This is a genomic window from Klebsiella pneumoniae complex sp. WS1778 (assembly GCF_049472055.1).
GTDB lineage: Bacteria > Pseudomonadota > Gammaproteobacteria > Enterobacterales > Enterobacteriaceae > Klebsiella > Klebsiella quasipneumoniae.
Genome location: NZ_JBKGTJ010000004.1, coordinates 1 through 25030 on the forward strand (window position 1 = coordinate 1; position 25030 = coordinate 25030).

A 25030-nucleotide genomic window follows, 5' to 3' on the forward strand; every position below is an offset into this window, starting at 1 on the left:
AACTGCCAGGCATCAAATAAAGCAGAAAGCTCAGTCGGAAGGCTGAGCTTTTTTGCGTTTTAACAAGAACCCCGTCCCGAAAGGTGCGGGGTTTTTTGCTGTGTGGGGTATATCTCCCCGGTGGCGCTGCGCTTACCGGGGCTACGGGTCCTGAGCCACAAAACCTGGTGCGCAGCACCGTCTCCAGGCAGACCACTATGCCGGTTCGCTACTATCAGCAATAATTATCACATTAATAGGTTATCTTTACATTGCCCTTAGTAATACTATGGTTTATCTTCCCTGCGCATTGTACCAATGCATCGCTCTCCTGACGGAGAAAATATTAAGCAACTCGCTTATCTTTCATCCTGTTAACTGGTTAAACATTAAATGAAAAAACCGCTAATTGGGATTCTGATATTCGCTTATGGATTAAGCTCACCTCTGTTTGCTGCCGAAACCGCCAACCTAATGCTCTCCGGGCGGGTCGTGTCAGAAACCTGCAATACTGATATTGTGAATAAACAACCTCTGCAGCGCTGCGGAAAAAATACCTACCACATTGCCTCGAAAAATATAGAGAATCACGCGCGTGGTGTGGTCACTCGTACAGTGAATTTATCCAATGATACGAGTCGAAAAATAATTATCAGCAGCTACGATTAAATACCTCTCTCTATTTCAGCGCTATTATATTGTGTTCTGCTAAATAATAGCGCTGCATCTTCTTCATATATATTAACGCGTTAGCGAAATTACGAAATTATTCCCGCCGCTGAATACATCACTCCCATTTATGGCGACAATGGGTATGCTTCTCGCCGGTTTTTTGGCTTAATGAGCGATATCATTAACACTTTGTTAACTTGATCTGGTTTATATGACAGCAAATTTGATATACAAAGAGGGATGATTGCCTGTATGGATGCTGCCCGACGTACCTTGCGTTATCTGCTTTGGTTATCGGCTGGCAATATGAGAATAGAAATGAAAATCCTGCTTAACTGGTCGCCGTTGCGCCGGCTCTTCACTTACCTTCAGGAGCGCTTTACCTTTCTGGTGCTGCTCTGCTGGCCAGCGATAATCTGGCTGTTCTGCCGGGTCGGCGTATGGCTTACGGATAACCTGTATGAACTGCTGGGGAAATCACCCGCCCAGTCCTTCACCGTCTATCTGCAGCCGTTTATGACCCCCGGCACGCTGCTGCGCATCTCCATCAGCTGGGTGGTGTTGCTGTTCATTCTCTTCAGCATGGCGATGGCCTTCACATGGGGTCTGCGCCACTTTATGAACCGCCACAAATAAACCATTCGGGCCGCCGGGAGTCGACGGCCCTACTTAAGTCCTTATGCCATTTGACCAATCGTTTTGCGAAAACGCAGCAGGGCGATAGTAAAGAACACCGCTCCGATAGCCAGCAAGGTTAAGAACTGCGGCCAGACGATACTGAAGCTGGCGCCGCGGTACAAAATCGCCTGCGCCAGGCTGACGAAGTGGGTGGTCGGCATGGTCAACATGATATCCTGAACCAGCTGCGGCATACTTTCCCGCGGCGTGGAGCCGCCGGAGAGCATCTGCAGCGGCAGCAGCACCAGGATCATTAGCAGCCCCAGCTGCGGCATTGAGCGGGCGAGGGTGCCCATAAAAATGCCGATCGAGGTAGTGGCGAACAGGCTGAGCGCCACCCCCAGCATAAACAGTAGAATCGACCCCTCAATGGGCACCTGCAACATCCCCTGTACCATCAGCACCAGCGACAAACCCGAGACCACTAGCACCACCAGCCCCATCGACCAGATCTTGGCCATCATGATCTCAAACGGCGTGACCGGCATCACCAGCAGATGCTCGATGGTACCGTGCTCGCGCTCGCGGATCAGCGCCGAGCCGGTGAGGACAATGGCCAGCATGGTGATGTTGTTGATGATCGCCATCACCGCGCCAAAGCGCTCCTGTTCCAGGTTAGGGTTAAAGCGCATTCTTATCGCCAGCTCTACCGGCAGCACGCTGTTGTCCCGATAGCGGGCAATGAAGCTGTTTACTTCGCCGCTAATAATATTCTGGATATAGCCGTTGCCGGTAAAGGCCTGGCTCATGCGCGTGGCGTCGACGTTGACCTGCACTTCCGGCTGGCGGCCGGCCAGCACATCGCGCTGGAAGTTAGGCGGAATATTGATGGCGAAAGTGTAGCGCCCGGCATCCAGGCCGGCGTCCATCTCATCGGCGGTAATCAGCTCCGGTTCGAGAAACCAGGGGCGGTAGAATGCGTTAATGATGCGTGAAGAGAGCTGCGACTTATCCATATCGGCAACCGCAATCGGCGCCAGGTGTAGCGAGCCGGGCATCACCGTGGCTGAGGAGTACACCGACACCGTAAAAGCAAACACGATCAACGCCAGCATCGCTTTATCACCCAGCAGGCTACGCAGCTCTTTGACGCCAAGATTATAAATATTGCGTAATCCGCGCATCACCCCTCCTGTTTCTTCAGCAGCAGCACGCTCAGCCCGAGCACCAGCGGCACTGCAATCAGTAGTGGAATAAAGGAGCCCCACAAATCGCTGAGATTCAGCGCTTTGGAGAAGGTGCCGCGGGCGATAGTCAGGAAGTGGCTGGTCGGGTAGATTTGCCCAATCCAGCGCCCGGGGCCTTCCAGCGACGCTACCGGATCGATCATCCCGGAGAACTGGGTCGCCGGGATTAGCGTAATGATGGCGGTGCCGAAAATAGCGGCGATTTGGCTCTTCATAAAGGTTGAGATCAGTAGTCCCAGTCCGGTGGCAATGGTGACGTACAGCAGCGCCGCCAGGCTTAGCGTCAGGAAGCTGCCCTTATGTGATACGCCAAAGACGAAGACCGACAGCGCACACAGCAGAAAAAAGTTAAACATTCCCAGCATGATGTAAGGCACCTGCTTGCCGAGCAGGAATTCGCTGCGGGTGGTCGGCGTCACGTACAGGTTGATGATCGACCCGAGCTCCTTCTCACGTACCACGCTCAGGGCGCTGAGCATCGCCGGGATCATCAGCAGCAGCAGCGGGATCACCGCCGGGACGATGGCTGGGAGGCTCTTCACGTCCGGGTTATAGCGATAGCGGGTCTCGATGGAGATGAGCGAGGTCTCACGATTCGGGCTACTTTGCTGCCCGGCCATCTCCTGCAGCCAGGCGAGATGCATGGCCTGCACGTAGCCGCGCACCGTCTCCGCGCGGTTTGGCATTGCGCCATCCACCCAGACGCCGATTTGTACCGGCGTGCCGCGGGCGATATCGCGGCCAAAGTTCGGCGGGATCTCTATCGCCACCGCCAGTTCGCCGTCGCGCATCCGCCGGTCGAGCTCATCGTAACTGCGCAGCGGCGCCTGTTCGATGAAGTAGCGTGAGCCGGCGATATTCTGCGACCAGCCCTGACTGCTGAGGGTTTGATCGCGATCGAGTACCGCAAAGCGCAGATCCTCGACGTCCATGCTGATCCCATAGCCCATGATAAACATCAGGATCACCGTTCCCAGCAGCGCCAGCGTCGAACGTACAGGATCGCGGCGCAGCTCCAGCGCTTCGCGGCGGCTGTAGCTGAACAGCCGTTGCAGACTGAAGGCCTGGCGCGGGGCCGCGCGTTCTGGATGGGATGCTGCAGCAGGCGCAAGTTCCTCACGAACTGCGGCGGTTGGCTGCGCCTCCTGGAGCCAGGCGATAAACGCCTCTTCGAGGCTGGCGGCACCGCGCTGTTCGACCAGCGCCTGCGGCGTATCGCTGGCCAGCACCTTGCCGGCGTGCATCAGCGAGATGCGGTCGCAGCGTTCCGCCTCATTCATAAAGTGGGTGGAGATAAAAATGGTCACCCGATCCTGACGCGCGAGGTCGACCATCAGCTGCCAGAACATATCCCGTGCCACTGGATCGACCCCGGAGGTGGGTTCGTCGAGGATCAGCATTTCCGGGCGATGGATGACCGCCACCGCCAGCGACAGGCGCTGACGGATGCCCAACGGCAGGGCGGTGGGCAGGGCGTCTTCCACCTCGCTGAGCATGAAGCGCTCGCTCATTTCCGCCACCCGACCGGGGATTTCGCCGTCCGGAATATGAAACAGGCGGGCGTGCAGTTCGAGGTTTTGCCGGACGGTCAGTTCGCTATAGAGCGAGAAGGCCTGCGACATATAGCCCACCCGCTGGCGGGTGGCGATTTCCTTCGGATCGACCGGCTGGCCGAACAGCCAGGCTTCGCCTTCGCTGGCGGGCAGCAGACCGGTGAGCATCTTCATGGTGGTGGATTTGCCGCAGCCGTTGGAGCCGAGGAAGCCGAAGATTTCACCGCGCGCGATGCGGAAGTTAACGTGGTCGACGGCGACGAAGTCGCCAAAGCGCATGGTCAGCCCACGGGCTTCGATGGCGATCTCTTCCTCGCGGTCGTCGCGCGGCGGGATTACTACCGCCTTATGCGCCTGGCGCTGCGCTTCCGGCAGCAGGGCGATAAACGCCTGCTCCAGCGTCTGGCTGCCGGTCTGCACTTTCAGCTCCGCAGCGGTACCGGTCGCCAGCACCTCGCCGGCGTTCATCGCCACCAGCCAGTCAAAGCGCTCAGCCTCTTCCATATAGGCGGTGGCCACCAGCACGCTCATCTCCGGCTGGCGCTGACGAATGCTGTCGATAAGCTCCCAGAACTGCGCCCGGGAAAGCGGGTCGACGCCGGTGGTAGGTTCATCGAGGATCAGCAGCTGCGGGTCGTGGATAAGGGCGCAACATAAACCCAGCTTTTGCTTCATCCCGCCGGAGAGCTTACCCGCCGGGCGATCGCGAAACGGCGCCAGCCCGGTGCTCTGCAGCAGCTCGTGGATACGTGATTCGCGTTCGGCTTTATCATGGCCAAACAGGCGGGCGAAGAAGTCGACGTTTTCATACACCGAGAGGGTGTGATAGAGGTTTTTCCCCAGTCCCTGCGGCATCCAGGCAATCTTCGGGCACACCTCGCGGCGATGATGAACGTCGCGCATATCGCCGCCGAGCACCATCACGTTACCCTGCTCAATGGCCCGCGCCCCGGCGATGAGAGAGAGCAGGCTCGATTTGCCGACGCCGTCCGGGCCAATCAGGCCAACCATGCGCCGCGCCGGGATCGCCAGGCTGATATCCCGCAGCGCCACGGTGGCGCCGAAGCGCTGGCCAACGTTGTCCAGCCGGGCGATGGGGGGCGAGGTATCCAGTGGCGTCAATATCATTGCGGCAACCTCACCGTCAGGTCTTCAGGCCAGGAGTGTTGGTTATCCAGCCGCACGTAAGCCATGCCGGGCAGGCCGGTTTTGACATACTCCAGGTGCTGCGCCAGCAGCTCCGGCGGGATGCGCGCTTTGACGCGGAACATCAGTTTGAGACGCTCGTCGCGGGTCTCCACCGTTTTCGGCGTAAACTGCGCGACGCTGGCAACAAAGCTGATATTGGCCGGGATCACCAGATCAGGGGCGGCATCAAGGATCAGCCGCGCTTCGCTGCCAAGCGCCAGCAGGCCCGCCTGTTCGGTGGGCAGAAAGAAAGTCATATAGACGTCGGCGAGATCGACCATGTTCAGCACCCGACCACCGGCGGCCAGCACTTCCCCCGGCTCGGCGACGCGATACTGAATACGGCCGTCGCGGGGCGCCTTCAGCTCGCTATCGTCAATATCGGCAAGGATCCGCCGCTCGGTCGCCTGGGCGGCTTCGACGCGGGTTTGCGCCTGAATAATGCTGGTGCGGGCGGCCTCGATGGCGGCGCGGGCGGCGGAGACCTGGGCTTTCGCCGACTCCAGCGCCGCGCGGGCGCTCTCTGCCGCGGCGCGATCGTCATCCAGCTGCTGGGCGGAGACGGCGCCGCGCTGCGACAGGGCATTCGAGCGGACGTGACGTTTCGCTGTGGAGTCGAGCTCCGCCTGACGCTGCTTCACAACCGCTTCGCTGGCGCGCATTTCACTTTGCCGCTGATCGAGCAAGGCTCTGGCGGCCAGGACCGCGCTTTCCGCTTCCTTGATTTGCGCGGCGGCTTCAAGACGCTGCTCGTTCAGTACACGGATATCCATTCTCGCCAGTACCTCTCCCTGGCGCACGAACTGACCCTCTTTGACCAGAATGGTGTCGATACGTCCGGCGATTTTGCTGGCAATATCCACCTCGGTGGCTTCGATTCGTCCGTTGCTACTGGCGAAACCCTCCGGAAGGCCCGGCGGGCGCAGCAGCCACCATGCCGCGACGGCGAGTACCACCAGTAAGCCGACAAAATACCCTGTCCAACGTTTCTTTATTTTGTCCATACGCGACTCGCTTGGTTCCCTGTGCTGAGTGATACGCGTGTCTCCTCCGGCGGGCGGAGCGTCCTTCTTGCGAAGGACGAATAAAGGGGGGAAGGGCCGCTGACGCAGCGCTCTACCGCGTCGATGCGCAGCCGAACGCTGTACTACTTATGTGGTCATCATCAGCGATCCTGGCCTTAATGAAACACGCATAGTGAGAGCTACCGTTAACGCGATAGTAACATCCGCGGCGGGCTTGTCCATACGAAAGGCAGGGTCTTGTCGACGTGTTAACAAAATATCCACTACCGGCAACATTTCATCACCTCAGAACAGCACCGGTAGCCCCAGACCACGTTTCACCTCATGCAGCGTCTGCTGCGTCAGCTGGTGGGCGCGCTCGCTGCCCTGGCGCAGCAGATCCAGCAGCATCCCTTTATCCTGAATAAAAGTGGCCCGCCGTTCGCGGATCGGCGCCAGTAGCGTCTGCAGGCAGGTCTCCAGTTCATTTTTACACTGGCGATCGCCCAGCCCGCCGCGCTGATAGTGGGCTTTCATCTCAGCCACCAGTGCCTTATCGCTATGGAAAGCGTCGAGATAGGTGAACACCACGTTGCCGTCGACATGCCCCGGATCGCTGACTCTCAGGTGCGTCGGGTCGGTATACATCGCGCTGACCGCGCGGTGAATCTCCTCTTCACTGGCCGATAACGTCAGCGTATTGCCCAGCGATTTCGACATTTTGGCGTTGCCGTCGACGCCCGGCAGGCGGCTCACTTCGCTGAGGAGCGCCTTGCAGTGATGCAGCACTGGCGCGCCGGTGAGGTTATTCATCTTATGGACGATCTCGTTGGTCTGCTCAATCATCGGTAGCTGATCGTCGCCCACTGGCACCAGCTCGGCCTTGAAGGCGGTGATATCGGCGGCCTGGCTAATCGGATAGGCAAGAAAGCCCACCGGCAGCGAACGGGCGAATCCTTTCTGGGCAATCTCATTCTTGACCGTCGGATTACGTTCCACGCGGGCGACGGTGACGATATTCATATACAGCGCGCTGAGCTCCGCCAACGCCGGCAGGGCGGACTGCAGGCAAATAGTGGTGAGCCTCGGGTCAATGCCGACGGCCAGATAATCGGCCATCACTTCGAGGATATGGTGGCTAACTTTTTGCGGATTGCTGCCGTTGTCAGTGAGCCCTTGCAGGTCGGCGATCAGGATAAACTGCTGGTGGTCGTGCTGCAGCGCGACGCGCTGGCGCAGCGAGCCGACGTAATGGCCAAGATGTAGCTGGCCGGTGGGGCGGTCGCCGGTGAGAATGGTTTGCGGGTGGTTCATCAGGAACTCCTTATCAGACTGTTCAGCCGAAAGACGTCCTGAAAACACCAAAGCCGCCTTCCGGCGGCTTTGAAAATGGAAACGTATATCGTGCCGCCTGTTATGCAGGCAGCCACCAACGGCGGGGATAGGTCACGATCGCGTTTCTGTTCATCTTTTTATCCTGCCACGAAACCATAGTGGGGTAAACCCTGTTTGGTAAAATGCCCGGCGGCGCTGCGCTGGCGCGGGCCTACGGACTGCCCGCACAGGCCGGGTAACAGGATAAAACGACCGCTGTTACATGGTCGAGAAGACGTTCATGATCACGCCGCCGGAGATAATCAGCGCCATGGCGATAATGGCCGCCAGGTCCGGTTTCTGCTTATAGAGGATCATGGAGCAGATGGTGACGCCGACGATACCGAAGCCGCACCACAGCGAGTAGGCCACGCCCACCGGGATGGTGCTCATTGCGCGGGTGAGGGCGAAGTAGCAGAGGCCGTAGGCGCAGACCACCAGCACCGAAGGGGCCAGTTTGCTGAAACCGTTGGTCTTTTTGATCATCGAGGTGCCGGTGATTTCGGAGCCGATAGACAGCGCCAGCCATAAAAATCCGAGATTAAACATAGGGGGTATTCCTTTCCTGTCAGTTAGCGATGTTCTTATCCATGGCGGCGGCTGGCGCGGCGGGCGCCGCCTCTTCGCTCGCTTCGGAACCCATTTTCGAGAACAGGTTCATGATAATGATGCCGCTGGCGATCACCGCCATGCCGATGATGGCGGCGGTATCCGGGTGCTGGCCGTAGAATGCCATTCCCAGCGTCGAGACCACCAGAATGCCGGTGCCGGACCAGGTGGCGTACGCCAGGCCGACCGGGATATCTTTCACCGCCCTTGAGAGCGAGTAATAGCAGGTGCAGTAAAGCGCAATCAGCAGCCCGAGCAGCAGCATTTTGCTGCCGCCTTCGCTGCTACCGAACATTTTTAACGTCGAGGTTGCCGAGGTTTCGGAGAGGATAACCAGCAGCATCCATAACCAGCATTTTGTTTTCGAAGACATCGTTAAGCTCCAGGTTTTTCGTTGGGTAAGGTCATATCTTTCTGTTTTTTAAGTAATCAATGGCCGCATCGGTCAGCTGAGCGCGCGGGGCCGCCGCCAGCGCCGGATTATTCACCACGTCTGTGACGGTAAGATAACGGCGCGGTTCGCTGCTGGCGGCGGCCGGCGCGGTGGGTGCGTCCAGCTTCGCCAGCAGCTCATTCATGGTGCCGAGGAAGACGCCGCAGGCTTCCAGACGAGCCAGCGTGGCCTGCAGATGCCCGGCATAGGCGCTGCCGGCCTGCGCGCCGCGCAGCTGGTTGAGCTCGCTGTGCGGATCGCAGTGGTAGCGCAGGGCCAGAACCGGAATACCCGCCAGCAGCGCCTCGTGCGCGCAGCGGGAAACCGGATTGCGCAGGGTGCCGTTCAGCAGGTCTGAAGCCAGCGGATAATCGAGATACGGCAGCAGTAGCGCCCGCCACGGCGCTGACGGCAAGGCATCCTGCCAGGCCGATGACGGGATAATCTCGCCCACCTCTCGCCAGGCGGCGGCGTCGGCGAGACCCTCCTCCAGCGCGAGGCGCAGCAGATAGCCGCTTCCCGCCAGGCGCTGGCGGATTGCCGCGCGGTAGCCGTCTGCGGCGGTCACCATTACCAGTACCGGCGGCCGCAGGCGCTGCAAAATCCGCGCAACTACACCTTCAATCTGTTCGTCGGTCATGGCGAGCCTCCGTTAGCCGATGAGCGTCACCTGCGCGCCGTTTTTTAACCCGGCGGCATTGGCTTCTTCGGTGTCGATGTGAAATTCCAGCGCGAAGTCATCGCGCACCCGCACCACCACTTCATCGAAAGTCAGCTGGCGCTCGCCGTTGCTGCGCACGCTGACCTTCTGGCCATTGCTGACGTTGAGCTGGCGCGCGTCCTGCGGCGACATATGAATATGCCGCCAGGCGCAGATCACCTGAGAATGGAGCTCAACGTGACCGGCGGGGCCAATCAGCAGCGCGCTACCGGCATTCTCCAGTTGACCGGACTCACGAACTGGCGCTTGAATGCCGAGCGTGAAGCAGTCGGCGCGCGACACTTCCAGTTGCGATAGCGGGCGGGTCGGCCCGAGGACGCGAACGTTGGTCAGCGAGCCCTTCGGCCCGACGACGGTCACGCACTCCTGGGCGGCAAACTGCCCCGGCTGGCGCAGCGGTTTGAACGGCGTCAGGCTGTAGTCTTTACCGAACAATGCCTCGACGTCCTGTTGCGCGAGATGGACGTGGCGGTTGGAGATCCCCACCGGGATCGCCGGCGCCGTTGCGCTCAGGCGGGCGGCGATTTTTTCGCGAAGCAAAGTGTCGATCATGACTTCTTCCCTTTCTTCAGCGCAGGGTGCTTATCTTCCGCTTCGTTCGGGATAGCGGGCGGAACGATGGGTTCCGGGGCGGTGATAACCACCGGTTCGTCCGTTTTTTCCTCGCGCGGAGGGTTGCCTTTGAGGTTACTTAATGCTTCAACCACGCAGCGCTCCGGACGGGCAATGACCAGCGACTTCACGGTGTGCTCGGCGCCGGCAACCGCCACGCCGCGTTCGATAGCGGTGTGGATGGCGCTGATTTCCCCTTCAAAGCAGACGCTCACCAGCCCGGAGCCTGGTTTGCGATAGCCAATGCAGGTCACTCCCGCGGCTTTACAGGCGGCGTCGACGGCCTGAATGGCGGCGACCCATCCTCGCGTTTCAATTACGCCTAAACTTTTCATGGTCGGCTCCTGTTAATGGCGGACTAAGCGAATATCAAAATCAAATTGCCGGAAGAAGGCTTCCAGCCGGTCCAGTTCATCCGGCGAATAAGACGGGTCCTGGCTAATCGGGTAGGGCATATCCAGGCGTTCGTACTTTTTGCGTCCCAGCTGGTGGTACGGCAGCATGTCGATACGGCGGATATTCCCGCGCTTCGCCAGCTTCTGTACGTAATCAATGGCGCCGGTAATGGCGTCGAATGAGTCGTTGTAGCCGCGAATGAGCGGCATACGCACAATGACGTTGGCGCCGGAATCCACCAGCCATTCGAGATTGCGGCGGATCCCTTCGTTGCCGATGCCGAGCATCGCCTTGTGGTGTTCGCTGTTAATCTGCTTAATGTCGAATAAGAAGGTGTCGGTGACCGGCGCGAGCTTCTGGTAGTTGGCAAGTGGGGTGGTGCCCTGGGTTTCGACGGCAGTGTTAATCATCATCTTTTTGCATTCGCTGAATAAGGCGACGGCAAAATCGGTCTGCAGGCTCATCTCGCCGCCGCCGATGGTGACGCCGCCGCCGGAGGAGATGTAGAAGTCGTAGTCCTGCATGATGATCTCCATCAGCTCGCTGACGGTGACGTCCTTGCCCATAATGTCCAGCGCGTTCTGGGTGCAAATCTCTTCGCATTTGCGGCAGCCGATGCAGTCTTTATGGCGGTCGACGAAGTGCTTCATTTCGCCGTTCTCTTCCGCCCGATAATGAATACCCGCCGGACAGACGCTGACGCAGTCGCCGCAGTTAATGCATTTGTCGTGCGAGAACATCACCTGGAACTGGCTGTTCAGCCCTTCCGGGTTGGCGCACCACGGGCAGCGAATGTTGCAGCCCTTAAAAAACACCAGCGTGCGAATGCCATCGCCGTCATAGATCGAATATTTCTGGATATTGAAAATTCGGCCCGTTAATTCTTGTTTTGCGATCACGCTTGCCTCCCGCTCCGTCCCGTTACGGGACGGAGAACTTCCGGTTATTTCTCAAATACAGCTCATTTAATTCTCTTTAAGAGAACTAAAACTTCTCAATCACCGTACGGCTGATGATCTCGTCCTGGACCTCTTTGCACAGCTCAACGAAGTAGGCGCTGTAGCCGGCGACGCGGACGATCAGGTCACGGTATTTCTCCGGCTCCTGCTGCGCCTTCTTCAGCACTTCGTTATCGACATAGCTGAACTGCATCTGGCCATTGCCGAGAATCGAGGCGGTACGCAGCAAGGTAATCAGACCATGGCGACCTTCCGGGGTATCCAGCAGCCCTTTGAGGAATTTGAAGTTGTGCACCATGCCGATGTTCATGGTTTCCACGTTCATCTTGCTGACCGACTTGATAATCGCCGTTGGGCCTTGCTTATCCGCGCCCTGGGTCGGGCTGATGCCATCGGAGAGCGGCATCCACGCCAGGCGGCCGTTCGGCGTGGCGTTGGTTAGCTCGCCGATGGGCGTGTTGTTGGAGATAGACAGGGTGCCGTGGCTGAGGGTCGAGTAGAGCATCTTGTACTTACGGCACTCTTTCTCGGTCCATTCGGTAATATCCAGCGCGTACTGGTCGACATAGTTATCGTCGTTACCGTATTTCGGCGCGTTCAGGCAGTCGCGGCGCAGCGCTTCGTAACCTTCAAAGTTGGCCAGCAGCGCATCGCGGATCTGCTCAAGGGTGTATTTCTTCTCTTCGAACACCAGCTTGCGGATCGCCGCCATCGAGTCGACGTAGGTCGCCAGACCGGAGAAAATCAGCCCCGGACCGTGGTTGACCATCGCGCCGCCGGCGGCGACATCTTTGCCGCTCTCCATGCAGCCTTCGACCAGTAGCGACATCAGCGGCTTCGGCGCCACATCGCGGTGGACGCGCTGGCTGATGACGGTGCCGATAGCCGACAGGCGCACGATATGGGCGATCTGCTGTTTCACCGCCGCGTCGAATGCTTCGAAGGTGCGCAGGTCGCGCAGATCGCCGGTGTCCAGCCCCTGATAGCTATCGAACAGCACCATCCGCCCGCGGTTAAGCACGAACTCGATAGCGATAGGCCACTGGGTGTAGCCGGTGGAGGTCCACTGGTAGATGCGCCCGGATTTCTGCGGTTCAACGCAGCCCATCAGGCAGTAATCGCGGGCGTCTTCAAAATCGAAGCCTTTGCGCAGCATCATCTTGATGTGGGAGTCATCGAAGTGGCAGGCCGGGAAGCCCATTCCCGCTTTCACCACGTCGACGATTTTTTCCATGTATTTCTGCGGCGACTGGTTGTGGATACGGCAGGCCAGCGACGGCTGGTAAACCTTCACGAAGCGCACGGCGTCCATAATCAGATAGGTCAGATCATTACAGGCATCGCCGCCGCTACGTTTCTGGCCGCCAACGGTGAGGTTGATAAACGGCTGATAACCCGCGAAATATTTCGCTCCCAGTTCGCTCGACATCCACATCAGTTCGGCACATTTGATGATAAACGCCTGCAGCAGCTCCAGCGCGGTGTCGTGGGTCAAGCGGCCTTCGCGGATATCGGCTTCGAACATTGGATAGCAGTACTGGTCGACGCGCCCCAGCGACAGCCCGGTCTGGTTCTCTTCGATTTCAAACAGTGATTCGACGGTCCAGATACTCTGCAGCGCTTCCTGCAAGGTCTTCGGCGGATTGGCCGGCACGTTTTCGTTGACGTCGGCGATGGTCAGCAGCTCGGCGCGGCGCTGGGCGTTTTGCTCTTTAGCCGCCAGTTCGCGGGCATGGGCGGCGATGCGGCGAGCGTAGTTGACCACCCCTTCGCAGGTTTCAATCGCCGCTTTGTAGTAGTAAATGCGGTCGATATCTTCCGGGTTTTCCATGCTCAGGCTGGCCAGATGCGCCTCGGCATCGGCTTTAATGCCGTTCATCCCTTTGGTGAACAGCAGCACGTCGTAGCCCGGGCAGGTATCGCCGCCGCCGTTAATCTGGTGATAAGAGAGGTCGCTGACGAAGGTCTCGCCGCTGAAGGCCCAGACGCCAGCCTCACGGTATTGCGCTTCGCAAATCTCATCCAGCGAACGCCCTTCCCAGAATGGGACGATCTCTTCGCGAATGGTTTTTTTATCCGCTTCGCTGATCTCAAACGGATCCTGCGGGCGGGTGCTCATGGTGTCGAGCTCGTCGCGCACCCAGCGCCAGGCGATATCCGGCGAGAAGGCGCCCGCGCGCGGCTTGCCGCACGGGTGGCCGACGATCAGCTCATCGTCCTGAATCAGAATCGGCGCGGTTTCGCAGGCGTGGCGGAAGGCTTTCGCTCGCAGCAGAATGGTCGGCATGCCTGGGTTAGCTTTCACCACTTCGGTAAAGGCCAGCGCGCGATAGATAGAGACGCTCGGGCGTACCGTCAGATAGTGGTTACGCAGACGCTGCATACGCGGGGTTAACCCTTCCATCACCGGCGTGTCGGCGCAGGCGGCGAACGGCGCATGGCTGACCTGTTGTGCGCCGCTAAACAGACGCACCGGCAGATTCAACGCGCTGAGATTGCGCTGGGCGCTGATGAACATCGCCGAGAGTTCGTTCACCTCGGCATGGTCAAAAGCGGCGCCATGCAACATGGCGTCGAGCATCGGATAGCCGTCAATGGCGCAGGCGGCGCGGACTTCGCTCAGTTCCGCCAGCTTGAACCACAGGCACTCCACGAGCTCATACGCCTGCTGGGTATTCAGCGCGCCGCTGTTGATATCGCGCTGGAAGTAAGGCAGCAGCGCCTTGTCCGCCCCTTCCGGGTTGACTGCATAGCTGCCGTTATCCAGCTGGAGCGCCAGCTGGAACAGATAGAACGCCTGGCAGGCTTCTTTGAAATTACGCGCTGGATGGGCCGGCACGTGGTGGAGAATGGCTGCGCTATCGAGCAGCTCGGCTTTGCGATAAGCATTGGTCTCCGCCGCCGCCAGCTGCTCGGCGCTGTTGGCCAGATTTTGCGCCAGCGCCAGCAGGGCGTCGCAGGCGTAGATGGCGGCGCGGCAGCCGTTGACTTCATCCATACCGCTGCGGCTGACCGCGCTGCCGAGTGCGCGGGTTTTCTCTTCCAGCTGGTGCTTAATCGCCAGCACCCCTTTTTCGACCACCAGCCTGTAGTCCGGCGAATCCAGATCGCTATTGAGGTTGAGGAACTGGAAAGCCGATGGGCGACGGGTCGCGTTTTCGTCATGGAAAATCGCCCCGTGCGGTTTACGGCTCTGGTTGCCGACAATGAGTTCATCGGGGCTGATGGTCAGCGGCAGCTGGCGCATCAGTTCATAGAAACGGCGCGCCGGTTTAACGGCGGCGGGAACGCCCGCGATATCGCCATCCAGGGCGTTCAGCGTGGTGGCATGTTCGGTGCACAGCGTGCTTTTCTGGGCGAGTAAACGGTCTGCCAGCACTTTGACGCGCGGCGTTAAGCTGTAGTGTGCCATGGGTAAGGTTCTCCAAATCTTGTTATCAGTGGCCCTGAACGGCGTTGCCGGTCCATGCCCGGCGATAGAGTTCGGTCAGTGCGTGTGCATCCGGCGCGCGTGGGTTCGTCGGAGTACAGCTGTCGCGTAACGCCTGGCCGATCATCTCCGCCAGCCGTTGGTCAAACTCGTCTGCAAGGACGCCGGTATCGCGGATGCCGGCCGGCATGCTCATTTCGTCTTTAAGTGCCTGAATGGCGACCAGCAGGCTGGTGACGCCCTGGCGGGTAGTGGCCGCAGGTAGATCCAGCAGATGGGCTAGTCGGGCATATTTGCGGGCGGCATCGGTATCGCACAGCCCGTGATAATCAGCGTTCCAGGCGACGACGTGCGCCATCAGCAGGGCGTTGGCGCGGCCATGGGGCACGCGGAAGACGCCGCCGAGGGCGTGGGCCAGGCTGTGGGTTATCCCCAGCGACGCGTTGGTGAAGGCCATCCCCGCCATGCAGGAGGCGTTGTGCATCTTTTCGCGCGCCTGCAGGTTGTCGCCGCTGCGCCAGCAGGTCGGCAGATAGCGAAATACCTGCTGCACCACTTTCTCCGCCAGGGCGTCGGAAAAGTCGCTGGCGGCGCGGGAGACGTAGGCCTCAAGGGCGTGACACAGCACGTCCATGCCGGTGTCGGCGGTAATTGCCGGCGGCACCGAAGCCACCAGCGCCGGGTCCAGAATGGCGATATCCGGCAGCAATGACGCATCCACCAGCACCAGCTTTTCCGCGTTGGCTTTCACCACCGAAAAGGCGGTGACTTCCGAACCGGTACCGCTGGTGGTCGGGATGGCGACGAAGCACGGTCGGGGACGGTCGGCCAGCGGACGGGTTTGCGCCAGGGAGAAAATAACCGCTTTGGCGGCATCGATTACCGAACCGCCGCCGAGCGCGATAACCAGATCCGGGTAGTGGTTATCCATCAGCTTCATACCGCGCACCACGGTGGCGATATCCGGATCCGCCACCACGTCGTCCCACACCTGCCAGGCGATCCCGCGCTGGCGCAGCAGGGCGGTGACGCGCTCGGCGAGGCCAAATTTCACCATCGCTTGATCGGTCACCAGCAGCACGCTGCGGGCGGAAAGTTCGTTCAGCACCGAGAGGGCGTCCTGACCGAAGCAAATCCGTGGTTTCAGTAAAAATTCACTCATTGGGCTATTCACTCCTGTTCGGCGTCCCGAAACACCTTCTCAACAATGGCGACCACCGACATCGCTTTGTAGCGGTCTTTATTGAGCGCGAAGTACTCTTCCGCCAGCACGATGTCGTGCATACCGGCGCCGACGTTATCGACGGCGACCCAGGTCTGGTCCTTCATCGGCTGCTGTTTGTCATCTAAGCGGGTGATCAACAGCAGGTTGCTGCCGCGCAGCTCATCGCATTTTTGCGTGGCGACAACATGGCCGGTCACCTTTGCGAGAATCATCGTTATATCGCCTTATATCAGTGCGTTACTTAGCAAGGCGCTCCAGCACCTGGCGGATAACGCGTTCCACGTTTTGTTCGTTGATTGCGCCTTCCGCATTCGCTGCGGCGCCTGGGCTGGCGAAGCGGTCATCGCTGCCTGCCGCGTGTGCTGGCGCAGCGCTGGCCGGAGCGTTGAAACGCACGTCATCAAGAATGCTGCGCTGCGGATCGCTCGCCGGCGTGACGATGGTTGGCTGTGGCTCAGGGCGGCTGCCCGGCGCGCGAAGCTCGTCAATCGACCGCACGCCATAGCCGACTTTGCGGATATTGAGCAGGTTCATCGGGCCGACGTTGTCGGAGCTGGAGCCGCCGCCGACCGCGCCGCAGCCGAGGGTCAGCGCCGGAGAGATATTGGTGGTGGCGCCGATGCCGCCGAGCGCCGCCGGGGTGTTGATCAGGATGCGGTTGACCGGTTTTTCGAGGCTGAACTGGCGGATGACGTCCTGGTTGCGGGTGTGGATCACCAGCGTATGGCCGAGCCCTTCATTAGTCAGCAGCTCTACCACGCGGTGGCAGGCGGCTTTCCAGTCCTCAGCCACGTACAGACCGAGTACCGGGCACAGTTTTTCGCGCGAGTAGGGGTTTTTCGGTGAGACGATGGTCTGTTCGGCGATCAGCACTTTGGTGCTGGCCGGGACGCAGAAGCCGGCCATCTGGCTGAGGTACAGTGCGGTTTTGCCAACCACCTTCGGGTTGATGGTGCCGTTCGGGCGCAGCAGCAGCGCCGCCATTTTCGCCGCTTCATCTTCATTCATGAAGTAAGCGCCCTGCGCTTCCAGCTCGCGGTGAACCTCATCGTAAATGCAGCCTTCGACGATGATCGACTGCTCGGAGGCGCAGATCACGCCATTATCGAAGGTTTTGCTGGTGATGATATCTTTCACCGCGTGGTGGATATCGGCGCTGCGTTCGATAAATGCCGGGCCGTTGCCCGGACCGCCGCTGATGGTCGGGGTGCCGGACGCGTAGGCCGCGCGCACCATGCCTTCGCCGCCGGTGGCGAGGATCAGCGAAACGTCTTTGCTGTGCATCAGCTCTGAGGTGGCTTCGAGGGTCAGCTGGGTGATGCCGTCGACGCTGCCCTCCGGCGCGCCGGCCGCTTCCGCCGCGCGTTTGACGATCTCAATCGCCTTCCAGCTGCACTGACGCGCGCCGGGATGCGGGGAGAAGATAATGGCGTTACCGGCCTTGAGGGCGATCAGCGCTTTGTAGATAACCGTAGAGGTTGGGTTAGTTGAGGGGACCAGCGCGCAAATCACGCCGAGCGGCACGCCCACGTCCATCACTTTTTTTACCGGGTCGTCATGAATGATGCCAACGGTCTTCAAATCTTTGATGGCGTCGTAGACGCGCAGCGAGGCGAAGCGGTTTTTCAGCACTTTGTCCTGCCAGTTGCCAAAACCGGTCTCTTCCGCGGCCATTTTCGCCAGCGCTTCGGCGTGGTGCGCTGCTTCCTGGGCCACGTTTTTCACGATGGCGTCGATTTGCTGCTGCGAAAAGGTGGCCAGCATTGCCTGCGCTTTTTTGGCGTTGCGCACCAGTTCCCGGGCGTTCTGCCGGGACTGCAAATCGTTATCCAGTTCAATCATGAGTCTATCCTTCATCAGACGAAAAGAGTGGGGACGGGGCGTGCCCTGTCAGGTCATGCTTTGTGCTGCGCCGCGATTTTTTCGATGTCGTTATGGGGACGCGCGATGACGCGAGAGCTGACGACTTCGCCAATGCGTTTCGCCGCTTCCACGCCGGAGTCGACCGCCGCGTTGACCGCGCCGACGTCGCCTTTCACCATCGCGGTGACGAGGCCGGAGCCGACGTTTTCATAGCCAATCAATTCGACGTTGGCGGCTTTGCACATCGCGTCCGCGGCTTCAATACAGGCCACCAGACCTTTGGTTTCGATAAGACCAAGCGCTTCTTTCATCAGGTTTCTCCGTTAGTCCGCAATTTTGTAATGCGAGACGATTTTGTTGATGTCGTTATGCGGACGGGCGATGACCAGCGAGGTCACCACTTCGCCAATGCGCTGGGCCGATTCAACGCCGGAATCCACCGCCGCTTTCACCGCGCCGACATCGCCTTTCACCATCGCGGTGACGAGGCCGGAACCGACGTTTTCATAGCCGATCAGTTCGACGTTGGCGGCTTTACACATCGCATCCGCTGCTTCAATGCAGGCCACCAGACCTTTGGTTTCAATCAGACCTAATGCATCACCCATTTGCGTTCTCCTGGCCTTCAGGCCTTGTGTTTAATGACGATTTTGTTGATGTCGTTATGCGGACGCGCGATGACCAGCGAGGTCACCACTTCGCCGATGCGCTGCGCCGATTCCACACCGGAATCCACCGCCGCTTTTACTGCGCCGACGTCGCCCTTCACCATCACGGTGACCAGGCCGGAGCCGACGTTTTCATAGCCGATCAGTTCGACGTTGGCGGCTTTACACATCGAGTCCGCTGCTTCAATACAGGCCACCAGACCTTTGGTTTCGATAAGCCCCAATGCATCACCCATCGTGATCTCCTCCAGAACAGGTTTTGTGATTCGGGAAAACCGTCCGCGTAACGGCATCAACACGCGGAAGCGGCGTTCGGGGTTCACTATAGGGAATGGGGAGAGAAGTGAAATTTAAATCCGTGTAGATGAATATTTTAGGTTTTTACTCTGCTATTTAGCCTTATTTAGGCTTCTTTTTATCTCTTAATCCTGTTTCATGCGTGAAGATTTTCATGATGATATGGCGTTTTTTTAAGCTATTTATCGGCGGGAGATGAATGTTAATAAGATGCTAATTACTTGCCAGCAATTGGTAATATAGCCACGTTATAATTGTGGGTATGCTCAAGTTCTCGCGTCGAAGCTAAACGCAAAACGTGCGCTTTTAGCATCGTGGAAAGAGGGGGCAATAATGGAGCGTGAGCGAGGGCGCATTTTCCTCGCAGTGGTACAGGGGGGACGGGTTAATTAAGCGTGCTGCCGGACTTCAGCGTGCAGATGTAGAGCGGTGAGTTGATAGAGCTCAGCAGGATAGCTTTGTCGTTAAGCTTTTGCGCATTGAGGAACAGGCCGTCGTGGCTGTCGGACATCTCGCGCATGAAATAGTCGAAGATGACATCCGGCGATTCATCGATGGACGAGGCGCTGGATTCCCATTTCTTGATGCGGTAGTGGCGCTCGGTCGCCGAGATGCGCTGGCTGGTGTAGCTGAATTTGACGTAACGCTGCAGGTAGAGCCAGCCGGCGGCAGAATCGGTATAGCCTTCCACTACCATCGACCCGTTGCCATTGGCGGCAAAATTAAAATGGATATTGCCGTTCACATTCTCTTTTTCCATGTTTTCAAAACGCATGATCGCTTTGGTGGAGCAGCTCATCACGCCGTCGTTGGCATCCGGCAGCAGGCGCCAGGCGCTAAACCCGGCGGCGGCGATAAACGCGAGGGCAGAGAGAGCGAAAAAGGTGCGGGGCGCGAGTCTCATTGCGGCTTCCAGGAGTAGTAAAAGTAGTTATCGCAATAGCTAAACGGGTTGTCTTCGTGCATCGCGCAGTGGGCGAGAAATACCCGGCCCAGGCCGTTGGTCTCCAGCCGGTCGCCATAGAAGAAAACAAAACGCTCCCCCGGCTTGCAGCTGAGCTTCAGCCGCTGACGCACCTCATCAAAATTCTTCCCGTAGGCCGTCGCCGAGACCGAACGCAGCATTTCATCGCTGGCGAGCAGTTCGCACTGGCTGTGGTTCATCAGCGTCAGATTAATTGGCCGGGCGACGTGGGTTCCGGCAAACGTGAATGCCACCAGAAGCAGGGCGATGACCAGCAGGCAGCCGCCGGCGAGATACCAGCACATTCCGCGCGCGTGTGGTGAAGCGGCAGGCGGTGTGGTTTCCCTTCCTGCCCCGGCGGGTTCGCCAGGCGGCGCGGCCGGGCTGGCGACATCGGCCAGCGCCGGCCCGGCGTCGAGCAGTTCGATGCTGAGATCCTGATTCAGCTGCAGCATGCCGCGCGACACGGTGACGATAATGTTATCGATATCGTAGTGGCGGAAAGTTTTGCGCAGCATGCTCAGATACTGGTTGAGGTTGCTGTTGGAAGAAGTTAAGCCGTTATCGTCCCAGACTTTTTTCAATACTTCATCGCGACTGACCACGCCGGTATGGCGGAGAAAAAAATAGAGCAGCGCGCTGGCGGTGATGGATAACTGGCTATCCGGTTCATCGCTGCCGGGCAGGGTTAGCGTGCCGTCCGTTGCATCATAAATGAGACGGGCATTGATGTTGTAGCGCATCGCGGCCTCACTCTATTCGTTTCATGCGGGAAGCGTCATTTTGGTCAGATCGTTCACCAGCGACTGGCGGTGTTCGCTGCTCATGGTGCGCCCTTCGGTCAGCTCCGATAACCAGATGCCGTCGGCGGCGTAGCGTACCAGGGTACCGGTAGGGCCGTTATCCAGCGCATCGCCCTGCGCCAGATGATCCAGCATCCAGTCTCGCCAGCATTTTCGCAGCACCGGTTCGTCCGGCATCGCCAGCGACAGCACCATCAGCTGACGGCTTTCGTGCGTGTCCGTCAACTGCGGATTGGACAGATAGTGCAAATAGGCCCGGGTAAAGCGTCCGTAAGCGATGTTATCGGCGGCCATCAGTTCGCTAATCGCCTTTTCCATAATCGCCAGCAGCCTGGCGAACAGAGCGAAAATCAGCGCCTGCTTATTGGGAAAATGGTGCAGGAGGCCGCCTTTGCTGACCCCAGCCTCGCGGGCGACAGCGTTCAGCGACAGGGCGGCGATACCGTCCCGGCCGGCAATCATCGCCGCCGATTCAAGCAGCTGACGGTGGAGACGGACGGGATCTTTTTTACGATGCTGGGCTTCCATGTTCATGGCCGGAATCATACCGACCAGACGGTATGATTATTTTTGATCGCTATCAATATGAGAGGCGGCTTCGCGCGATGCGATGCCGTTAATGCGTGGAGGCTCACAAATTGTCATATTAATGAAAGCGATAACCCGGAAGGGCTATCGCGTTGAGGTTTATTTCGTTGCCAGGTGCACCGCCAGGCCGCTTTGCCCCGGCGCCAGCTCCGGACGCAGCGTTAGCGATGGGATCAGGTAGTCGCCATGATTTTGCCGGCGGAATGGAATGGGCTCGGTTTGCCACAGCGTGTCCAGCCGCTCGGCCAGCGTGGCGCACTGGTCGGCGAACTGCGCGGCATCGGTTTTGTCCGTGCGGTAAAACACCAGCGGCGGAAGCACCTCGAAGCCGGGATAGAACAGCATACCGTGCTGAATGGGGAACAGGATGTCGTCGATGGGGCCATTGATCCCGCGCGGTGAATAGTGTTCCGCCCAGCCGCCGGCGGTGACGATCAGCATCGCCCGCTTGCCGACGAAGGTGCCATCCCCATAGCGATCGCCCCAGTGGCGGTCGCTGTGCTCGCCGACACCATAGGCAAAGCCCCAGGCGTACACCCGGTCGATCCAGCCTTTCATGATCGCGGGCATCGAGAACCACCACAGCGGAAACTGAAAAATCACCGTATCGGCCCACAGCAGCTTTTCCTGCTCGGCGGCGATATCCGCGCTTTGAGTACCTTGGGCAAAGGCCTGTCTGGAGTCCAGGGTAGGACGCCAGAACTCGCCGACCGGCGGCGCGCCGCTGTCGTCGGCGTCATACCCGGCCTTCCAGCGTATGGCGTAGAGATCGGAGACCTGGACTTCATGACCGGCCTGCAGCAGATGACGGATGGCGAAATTTTTTAAACCGCCATTGAGGGAGCGCGGTTCCGGATGGGCGTAAATCAGCAGTACTTTCATAACATCACCTCTGAAGTGGGAAGAGCTGCAGAGTAGGAAAGCTGGCGCTATAGTAGAAATTAATTACTTAAATCCCAGGTATAGCTGTGATTAATTTACATCGTCTGGATCTCAATCTGCTGCGCACGCTCGACGTGCTGCTCAGTGAAAATAACGTTACCCGGGCGGCGCAGCGGCTGAATCTGTCGCAGCCGTCGGTGAGTATTCAACTCGCCAGGCTGCGGGAGATGTTTGCCGACCCGCTGCTGATGCCGGGCCCGCGCGGCATGCAGCCCACCGCCCGCGCCGATGAGCTTCGCCAGCCGCTGCGCGCTGCGTTAGCCGCGCTGGAGCAGGCGGTGGCGCCGGTAGCACCTTTTAATCCGGCCGCGGCGGCGGAGACCTGGCGGGTGGCGGCGACGGACTATATGGCTTCGGCGACCCTCATGCCGATGCTGGGCAGGCTACGGCAGGCCTCTCCCGGCAGTCGGCTGGCGGTATTCGAACTCCAGCCGGCGCGGCTGGAGCAGCAGGCGGCCAGCGATGAAGTGGATCTCTTTTTCCATACCCGCGAGGGCGCGCCGCCGGGGCTGCATCAGCGCCTGCTGTTTCGCGAGCGCTACGTGCTGGCGGGCCGGGCCGGGCATCCGGTGCTGCGGCAAGGGTTGAGCCTGGAAACGTTCTGTCAGCTGGAGCAAGCGATCGTCTCCCCGGACGGAGGCGGCTTCAGCGCGGCGACCGATACCGCGCTGGCGAACCTTGGCCTGACGCGGCGGGTTGTCCTTTCCGTGCCACATTTCCTGTTTATGCTGGAGACCCTGCGCAATAGCGATCTGGTGGCGGTCCTGCCGGAGCGGCTGGTGCGCGGGCAGAGCGGGCTGGTGGTCGTCGAGCCGCCGCTGGCGGTCGCCGGCTTTGAGATGCTGATGCTGTGGCACGAGCGCTGGCACCGCGACCCGGCGCATCAATGGCTGCGCCAGTTCATTGTGAATTCACTGGAGGAACAGACATGCTGAGCGGACTGAATCACCTGACCCTGGCGGTCAGCCAGCTGGCGCCGAGCGTGGCGTTTTATCAGCAGCTGTTGGGCATGACGCTGCACGCCCGCTGGGACAGCGGCGCCTATCTCTCCTGCGGCGATCTGTGGCTGTGCCTGTCGCTGGATCCGCAGCGGCGTGTCACTCCGCCGGAGGAGAGCGACTACACCCATTATGCGTTTAGCATTAGCGAAGCGGATTTCGCCCGCTTCGCCGCTCGCCTTGAGGTTGCCGGCGTGGCGGTCTGGAAGCTGAACCGTAGCGAAGGCGCTTCGCACTACTTCCTCGATCCCGACGGCCACAAGCTGGAGCTGCACGTCGGTAGCCTCGCCCAGCGTCTGGCCGCCTGCCGCGAGCAGCCGTATAAGGGGATGGTGTTTTTTGACCAGTGAAGCTGATTTGCGGACGCGAGGTAACCCGTCGCCCCGGTAAGCGCAGCGCCACCGGGGAGAACAGGCTAAACCTCACTCCATCGCCACCTTCACCGCTTCTCCCAGCTTAACCATCACCGCTTTATGTTTCTCGGTCGGCGGCAGGGCGCAATTGATCCTGACGCAGTTGCGATACTTGCCCGCCGCGGAAAACAGCGACCCCGGCGCGACCTGGATCTTCAGCCGGCACAGCTGTTTGGCGACGCAGACCATATCCACCTGCTCCGGGAGCTCCACCCACAGCATAAAACCGCCTTTCGGCCGGGTGACGCAGATCCCGCAGGGGAAAAACTCCCGCAGCCAGCAGGTGTAGATCTCGATATTGCGCTGATAGATCTGCCGCATCCGCCGCACGTGGCGGTGATAATGGCCTTCGCGAATAAAGTTAAAGGCCGCCAGCTGTGTTGAAGGGACGTTAGTACCGCTGGCGGCGTACTTCATCTGGAGCAGCTTGTCGTAGTAGCGCCCGGGCGCTATCCAACCGATGCGCAGGCCGGGGGCGATGGTTTTGGTAAAGGAGCTGCAGAGCATCACCCGGCCGTCGATATCCCAGGAGTGAATCGTGCGCGGGCGCGGATATTCGGTAGCCAGCTCGCCGTAGATATCATCCTCGAAAATAACGATATCGTGGCGCTGGGCCAGGTTCAGCACCGCGCGCTTGCGGGCGTCCGGCATGATAAATCCCAGCGGGTTGTTGCAGTTCGGCACCAGGATCACCCCTTTGATCGGCCACTGATCCAGCGCCAACTCCAGGGCCTCGATGCTGATCCCGGTTTCCGGATCGGTGGGGATCTCAATCGTTTTTAATCCCAGTCCGCGCAGCATCTGCATGGTGCCGTAGTAGCAGGGGGATTCCACGGCGATGATGTCCCCTGGCTGGCACACCGACAGCAGGGCCAGCGACAGCGCGCTGTGGCAACCGCTGGTGAGCACCAGATCGTCGGCAGTCACCACCGATCCGCCGTCGAGCATCAGGCGGGCGATCTGCTCCCGCAGCTCGCGGCGACCGGCCAGTTCGTCATAGTTCAACACCTCAGTGAGGTTGTGCTGGATCGCCCGGCTCAGTTCGCGCCAGATGGGCTTCAGACTTGGCTGCGTCACGTCCGGCGAGCCGCCGCCGAAGGGGATGATCGTTTTATCGTAGCGGGCGTCGAGCATGGTCAGCACCTGATCCCACTGGGTGATCTCCACCGGACGCTGCACCGGACGCGACATCGGCGGCACCGGCGGCTGGGCCTTGCGGGGGGCGACGAAATAGCCCGATCGCGGCTGCGGCACAATCATCTGCTGCTGCTCAAGCAGCTGATAGGCCTGCTGGACGGTGCTGATGCTGACGCCGTGCTCCTGGCTCAGGCTGCGCACCGACGGCAGCTTTTCGCCGTGGCGATACAGGCCCTGTTCAATGCGTTCGGCCAGCAGCGTCGCAAGATGTTGATAGCGGGTCATGCTGTATCCTTAATTGTCGCCATACAGATGGAATAACCAGTACAGATGGCAG

Annotated in this window: 26 protein-coding genes; 4 read left to right on the forward strand and 22 right to left on the reverse strand. The window is 59.5% G+C overall.

What is annotated here, in order from left to right; translation table 11 throughout:
- Window positions 1-372 precede the first annotated feature (372 nt).
- Window positions 373-648 (forward strand): DUF2574 family protein, encoded by a 276-nt coding sequence (locus tag ACLEXF_RS18350; RefSeq protein ID WP_049004348.1) that lies wholly within the window; start codon window positions 373-375, stop codon window positions 646-648.
- A gap of 321 nt (window positions 649-969) precedes the next feature.
- Window positions 970-1287, forward strand: coding sequence for a hypothetical protein (locus ACLEXF_RS18355; protein ID WP_004204117.1), 318 nt, complete (start codon window positions 970-972; stop codon window positions 1285-1287).
- Window positions 1288-1328: 41 nt separating this feature from the next.
- Here ACLEXF_RS18355 and ACLEXF_RS18360 read toward each other — a convergent pair whose 3' ends face one another.
- From ACLEXF_RS18360 to ACLEXF_RS18460, 21 genes are all read right to left on the reverse strand, one after another.
- Window positions 1329-2453: an ABC transporter permease gene (locus ACLEXF_RS18360; RefSeq protein ID WP_023319637.1), complete on the reverse strand. Its 1125-nt coding sequence runs from the start codon at window positions 2451-2453 to the stop codon at window positions 1329-1331.
- Window positions 2453-5197 carry a ribosome-associated ATPase/putative transporter RbbA gene (gene rbbA, locus ACLEXF_RS18365; protein ID WP_407259943.1) on the reverse strand — a complete coding sequence of 915 codons (2745 nt, stop codon included), beginning with the start codon at window positions 5195-5197 and terminating at the stop codon, window positions 2453-2455. The genes ACLEXF_RS18360 and rbbA overlap by 1 nt, the downstream gene beginning before the upstream one ends.
- The gene (locus ACLEXF_RS18370) at window positions 5194-6261 is read right to left on the reverse strand and encodes an HlyD family secretion protein (RefSeq protein WP_407259942.1); all 1068 of its coding nucleotides are present in this window, start codon (window positions 6259-6261) and stop codon (window positions 5194-5196) included. Before ACLEXF_RS18370 ends, rbbA begins: the two co-directional genes overlap by 4 nt.
- A gap of 306 nt (window positions 6262-6567) precedes the next feature.
- On the reverse strand, window positions 6568-7575 hold the full coding sequence (gene trpS, locus ACLEXF_RS18375; RefSeq protein WP_062914345.1) for a tryptophan--tRNA ligase: 1008 nt from the start codon (window positions 7573-7575) through the stop codon (window positions 6568-6570).
- A gap of 279 nt (window positions 7576-7854) precedes the next feature.
- On the reverse strand, window positions 7855-8184 hold the full coding sequence (locus ACLEXF_RS18380) for a DMT family transporter (RefSeq protein WP_004204123.1): 330 nt from the start codon (window positions 8182-8184) through the stop codon (window positions 7855-7857).
- A gap of 19 nt (window positions 8185-8203) precedes the next feature.
- Window positions 8204-8617, reverse strand: coding sequence for a DMT family transporter (locus tag ACLEXF_RS18385; RefSeq protein ID WP_017899148.1), 414 nt, complete (start codon window positions 8615-8617; stop codon window positions 8204-8206).
- Window positions 8618-8648: 31 nt separating this feature from the next.
- Window positions 8649-9317 (reverse strand): hypothetical protein, encoded by a 669-nt coding sequence (locus ACLEXF_RS18390; RefSeq protein ID WP_114506239.1) that lies wholly within the window; start codon window positions 9315-9317, stop codon window positions 8649-8651.
- 12 nt (window positions 9318-9329) lie between these two features.
- Entirely contained in the window at window positions 9330-9950 is a 621-nt protein-coding gene (locus ACLEXF_RS18395) for a phosphate propanoyltransferase (RefSeq protein ID WP_080848031.1), read from the reverse strand.
- The gene (locus tag ACLEXF_RS18400) at window positions 9947-10345 is read right to left on the reverse strand and encodes a BMC domain-containing protein (protein ID WP_004204127.1); all 399 of its coding nucleotides are present in this window, start codon (window positions 10343-10345) and stop codon (window positions 9947-9949) included. Before ACLEXF_RS18400 ends, ACLEXF_RS18395 begins: the two co-directional genes overlap by 4 nt.
- Window positions 10346-10357: 12 nt before the next feature.
- Complete coding sequence (gene cutD, locus ACLEXF_RS18405; RefSeq protein WP_023319643.1) at window positions 10358-11305, reverse strand: choline TMA-lyase-activating enzyme; 948 nt, start codon at window positions 11303-11305, stop codon at window positions 10358-10360.
- A gap of 85 nt (window positions 11306-11390) precedes the next feature.
- Window positions 11391-14777 (reverse strand): choline trimethylamine-lyase, encoded by a 3387-nt coding sequence (gene cutC / locus ACLEXF_RS18410; RefSeq protein ID WP_017899145.1) that lies wholly within the window; start codon window positions 14775-14777, stop codon window positions 11391-11393.
- A 25-nt stretch (window positions 14778-14802) separates the two neighbouring features.
- Entirely contained in the window at window positions 14803-15957 is a 1155-nt protein-coding gene (locus ACLEXF_RS18415; protein WP_114506240.1) for a 1-propanol dehydrogenase PduQ, read from the reverse strand.
- A gap of 8 nt (window positions 15958-15965) precedes the next feature.
- Window positions 15966-16232 (reverse strand): EutN/CcmL family microcompartment protein, encoded by a 267-nt coding sequence (locus ACLEXF_RS18420; RefSeq protein ID WP_017899143.1) that lies wholly within the window; start codon window positions 16230-16232, stop codon window positions 15966-15968.
- A gap of 25 nt (window positions 16233-16257) precedes the next feature.
- Window positions 16258-17862 carry an acetaldehyde dehydrogenase (acetylating) gene (locus ACLEXF_RS18425; protein WP_114506241.1) on the reverse strand — a complete coding sequence of 535 codons (1605 nt, stop codon included), beginning with the start codon at window positions 17860-17862 and terminating at the stop codon, window positions 16258-16260.
- 53 nt (window positions 17863-17915) lie between these two features.
- The gene (locus ACLEXF_RS18430) at window positions 17916-18194 is read right to left on the reverse strand and encodes a BMC domain-containing protein (RefSeq protein WP_004146125.1); all 279 of its coding nucleotides are present in this window, start codon (window positions 18192-18194) and stop codon (window positions 17916-17918) included.
- A gap of 12 nt (window positions 18195-18206) precedes the next feature.
- Entirely contained in the window at window positions 18207-18491 is a 285-nt protein-coding gene (locus ACLEXF_RS18435) for a BMC domain-containing protein (RefSeq protein WP_002442227.1), read from the reverse strand.
- A 17-nt stretch (window positions 18492-18508) separates the two neighbouring features.
- Window positions 18509-18787 (reverse strand): BMC domain-containing protein, encoded by a 279-nt coding sequence (locus ACLEXF_RS18440; protein ID WP_004182810.1) that lies wholly within the window; start codon window positions 18785-18787, stop codon window positions 18509-18511.
- 446 nt (window positions 18788-19233) lie between these two features.
- Window positions 19234-19752, reverse strand: a complete 519-nt coding sequence (locus tag ACLEXF_RS18445) for a FidL-like protein (RefSeq protein WP_004204137.1) — start codon at window positions 19750-19752, stop codon at window positions 19234-19236.
- On the reverse strand, window positions 19749-20555 hold the full coding sequence (locus tag ACLEXF_RS18450; protein WP_023319648.1) for a winged helix-turn-helix domain-containing protein: 807 nt from the start codon (window positions 20553-20555) through the stop codon (window positions 19749-19751). Before ACLEXF_RS18450 ends, ACLEXF_RS18445 begins: the two co-directional genes overlap by 4 nt.
- A gap of 21 nt (window positions 20556-20576) precedes the next feature.
- Entirely contained in the window at window positions 20577-21161 is a 585-nt protein-coding gene (locus tag ACLEXF_RS18455) for a TetR/AcrR family transcriptional regulator (protein ID WP_017899140.1), read from the reverse strand.
- 141 nt (window positions 21162-21302) lie between these two features.
- A complete protein-coding gene (locus ACLEXF_RS18460; protein WP_423265802.1) occupies window positions 21303-22085 on the reverse strand; it encodes an NAD(P)H-dependent oxidoreductase in 783 nt (260 codons plus the stop codon).
- 86 nt (window positions 22086-22171) lie between these two features.
- On the opposite strand from ACLEXF_RS18460, the gene ACLEXF_RS18465 reads away from it, so the two are divergent.
- Both ACLEXF_RS18465 and fosA read left to right on the forward strand, forming a co-directional pair.
- Complete coding sequence (locus tag ACLEXF_RS18465; RefSeq protein ID WP_060656742.1) at window positions 22172-23080, forward strand: LysR family transcriptional regulator; 909 nt, start codon at window positions 22172-22174, stop codon at window positions 23078-23080.
- Window positions 23074-23493 (forward strand): FosA5 family fosfomycin resistance glutathione transferase, encoded by a 420-nt coding sequence (gene fosA / locus ACLEXF_RS18470; RefSeq protein ID WP_017899137.1) that lies wholly within the window; start codon window positions 23074-23076, stop codon window positions 23491-23493. Before ACLEXF_RS18465 ends, fosA begins: the two co-directional genes overlap by 7 nt.
- 72 nt (window positions 23494-23565) lie before the next feature.
- Here fosA and ACLEXF_RS18475 read toward each other — a convergent pair whose 3' ends face one another.
- A complete protein-coding gene (locus ACLEXF_RS18475) occupies window positions 23566-24978 on the reverse strand; it encodes a PLP-dependent aminotransferase family protein (protein WP_004204148.1) in 1413 nt (470 codons plus the stop codon).
- Window positions 24979-25030 lie beyond the last annotated feature (52 nt).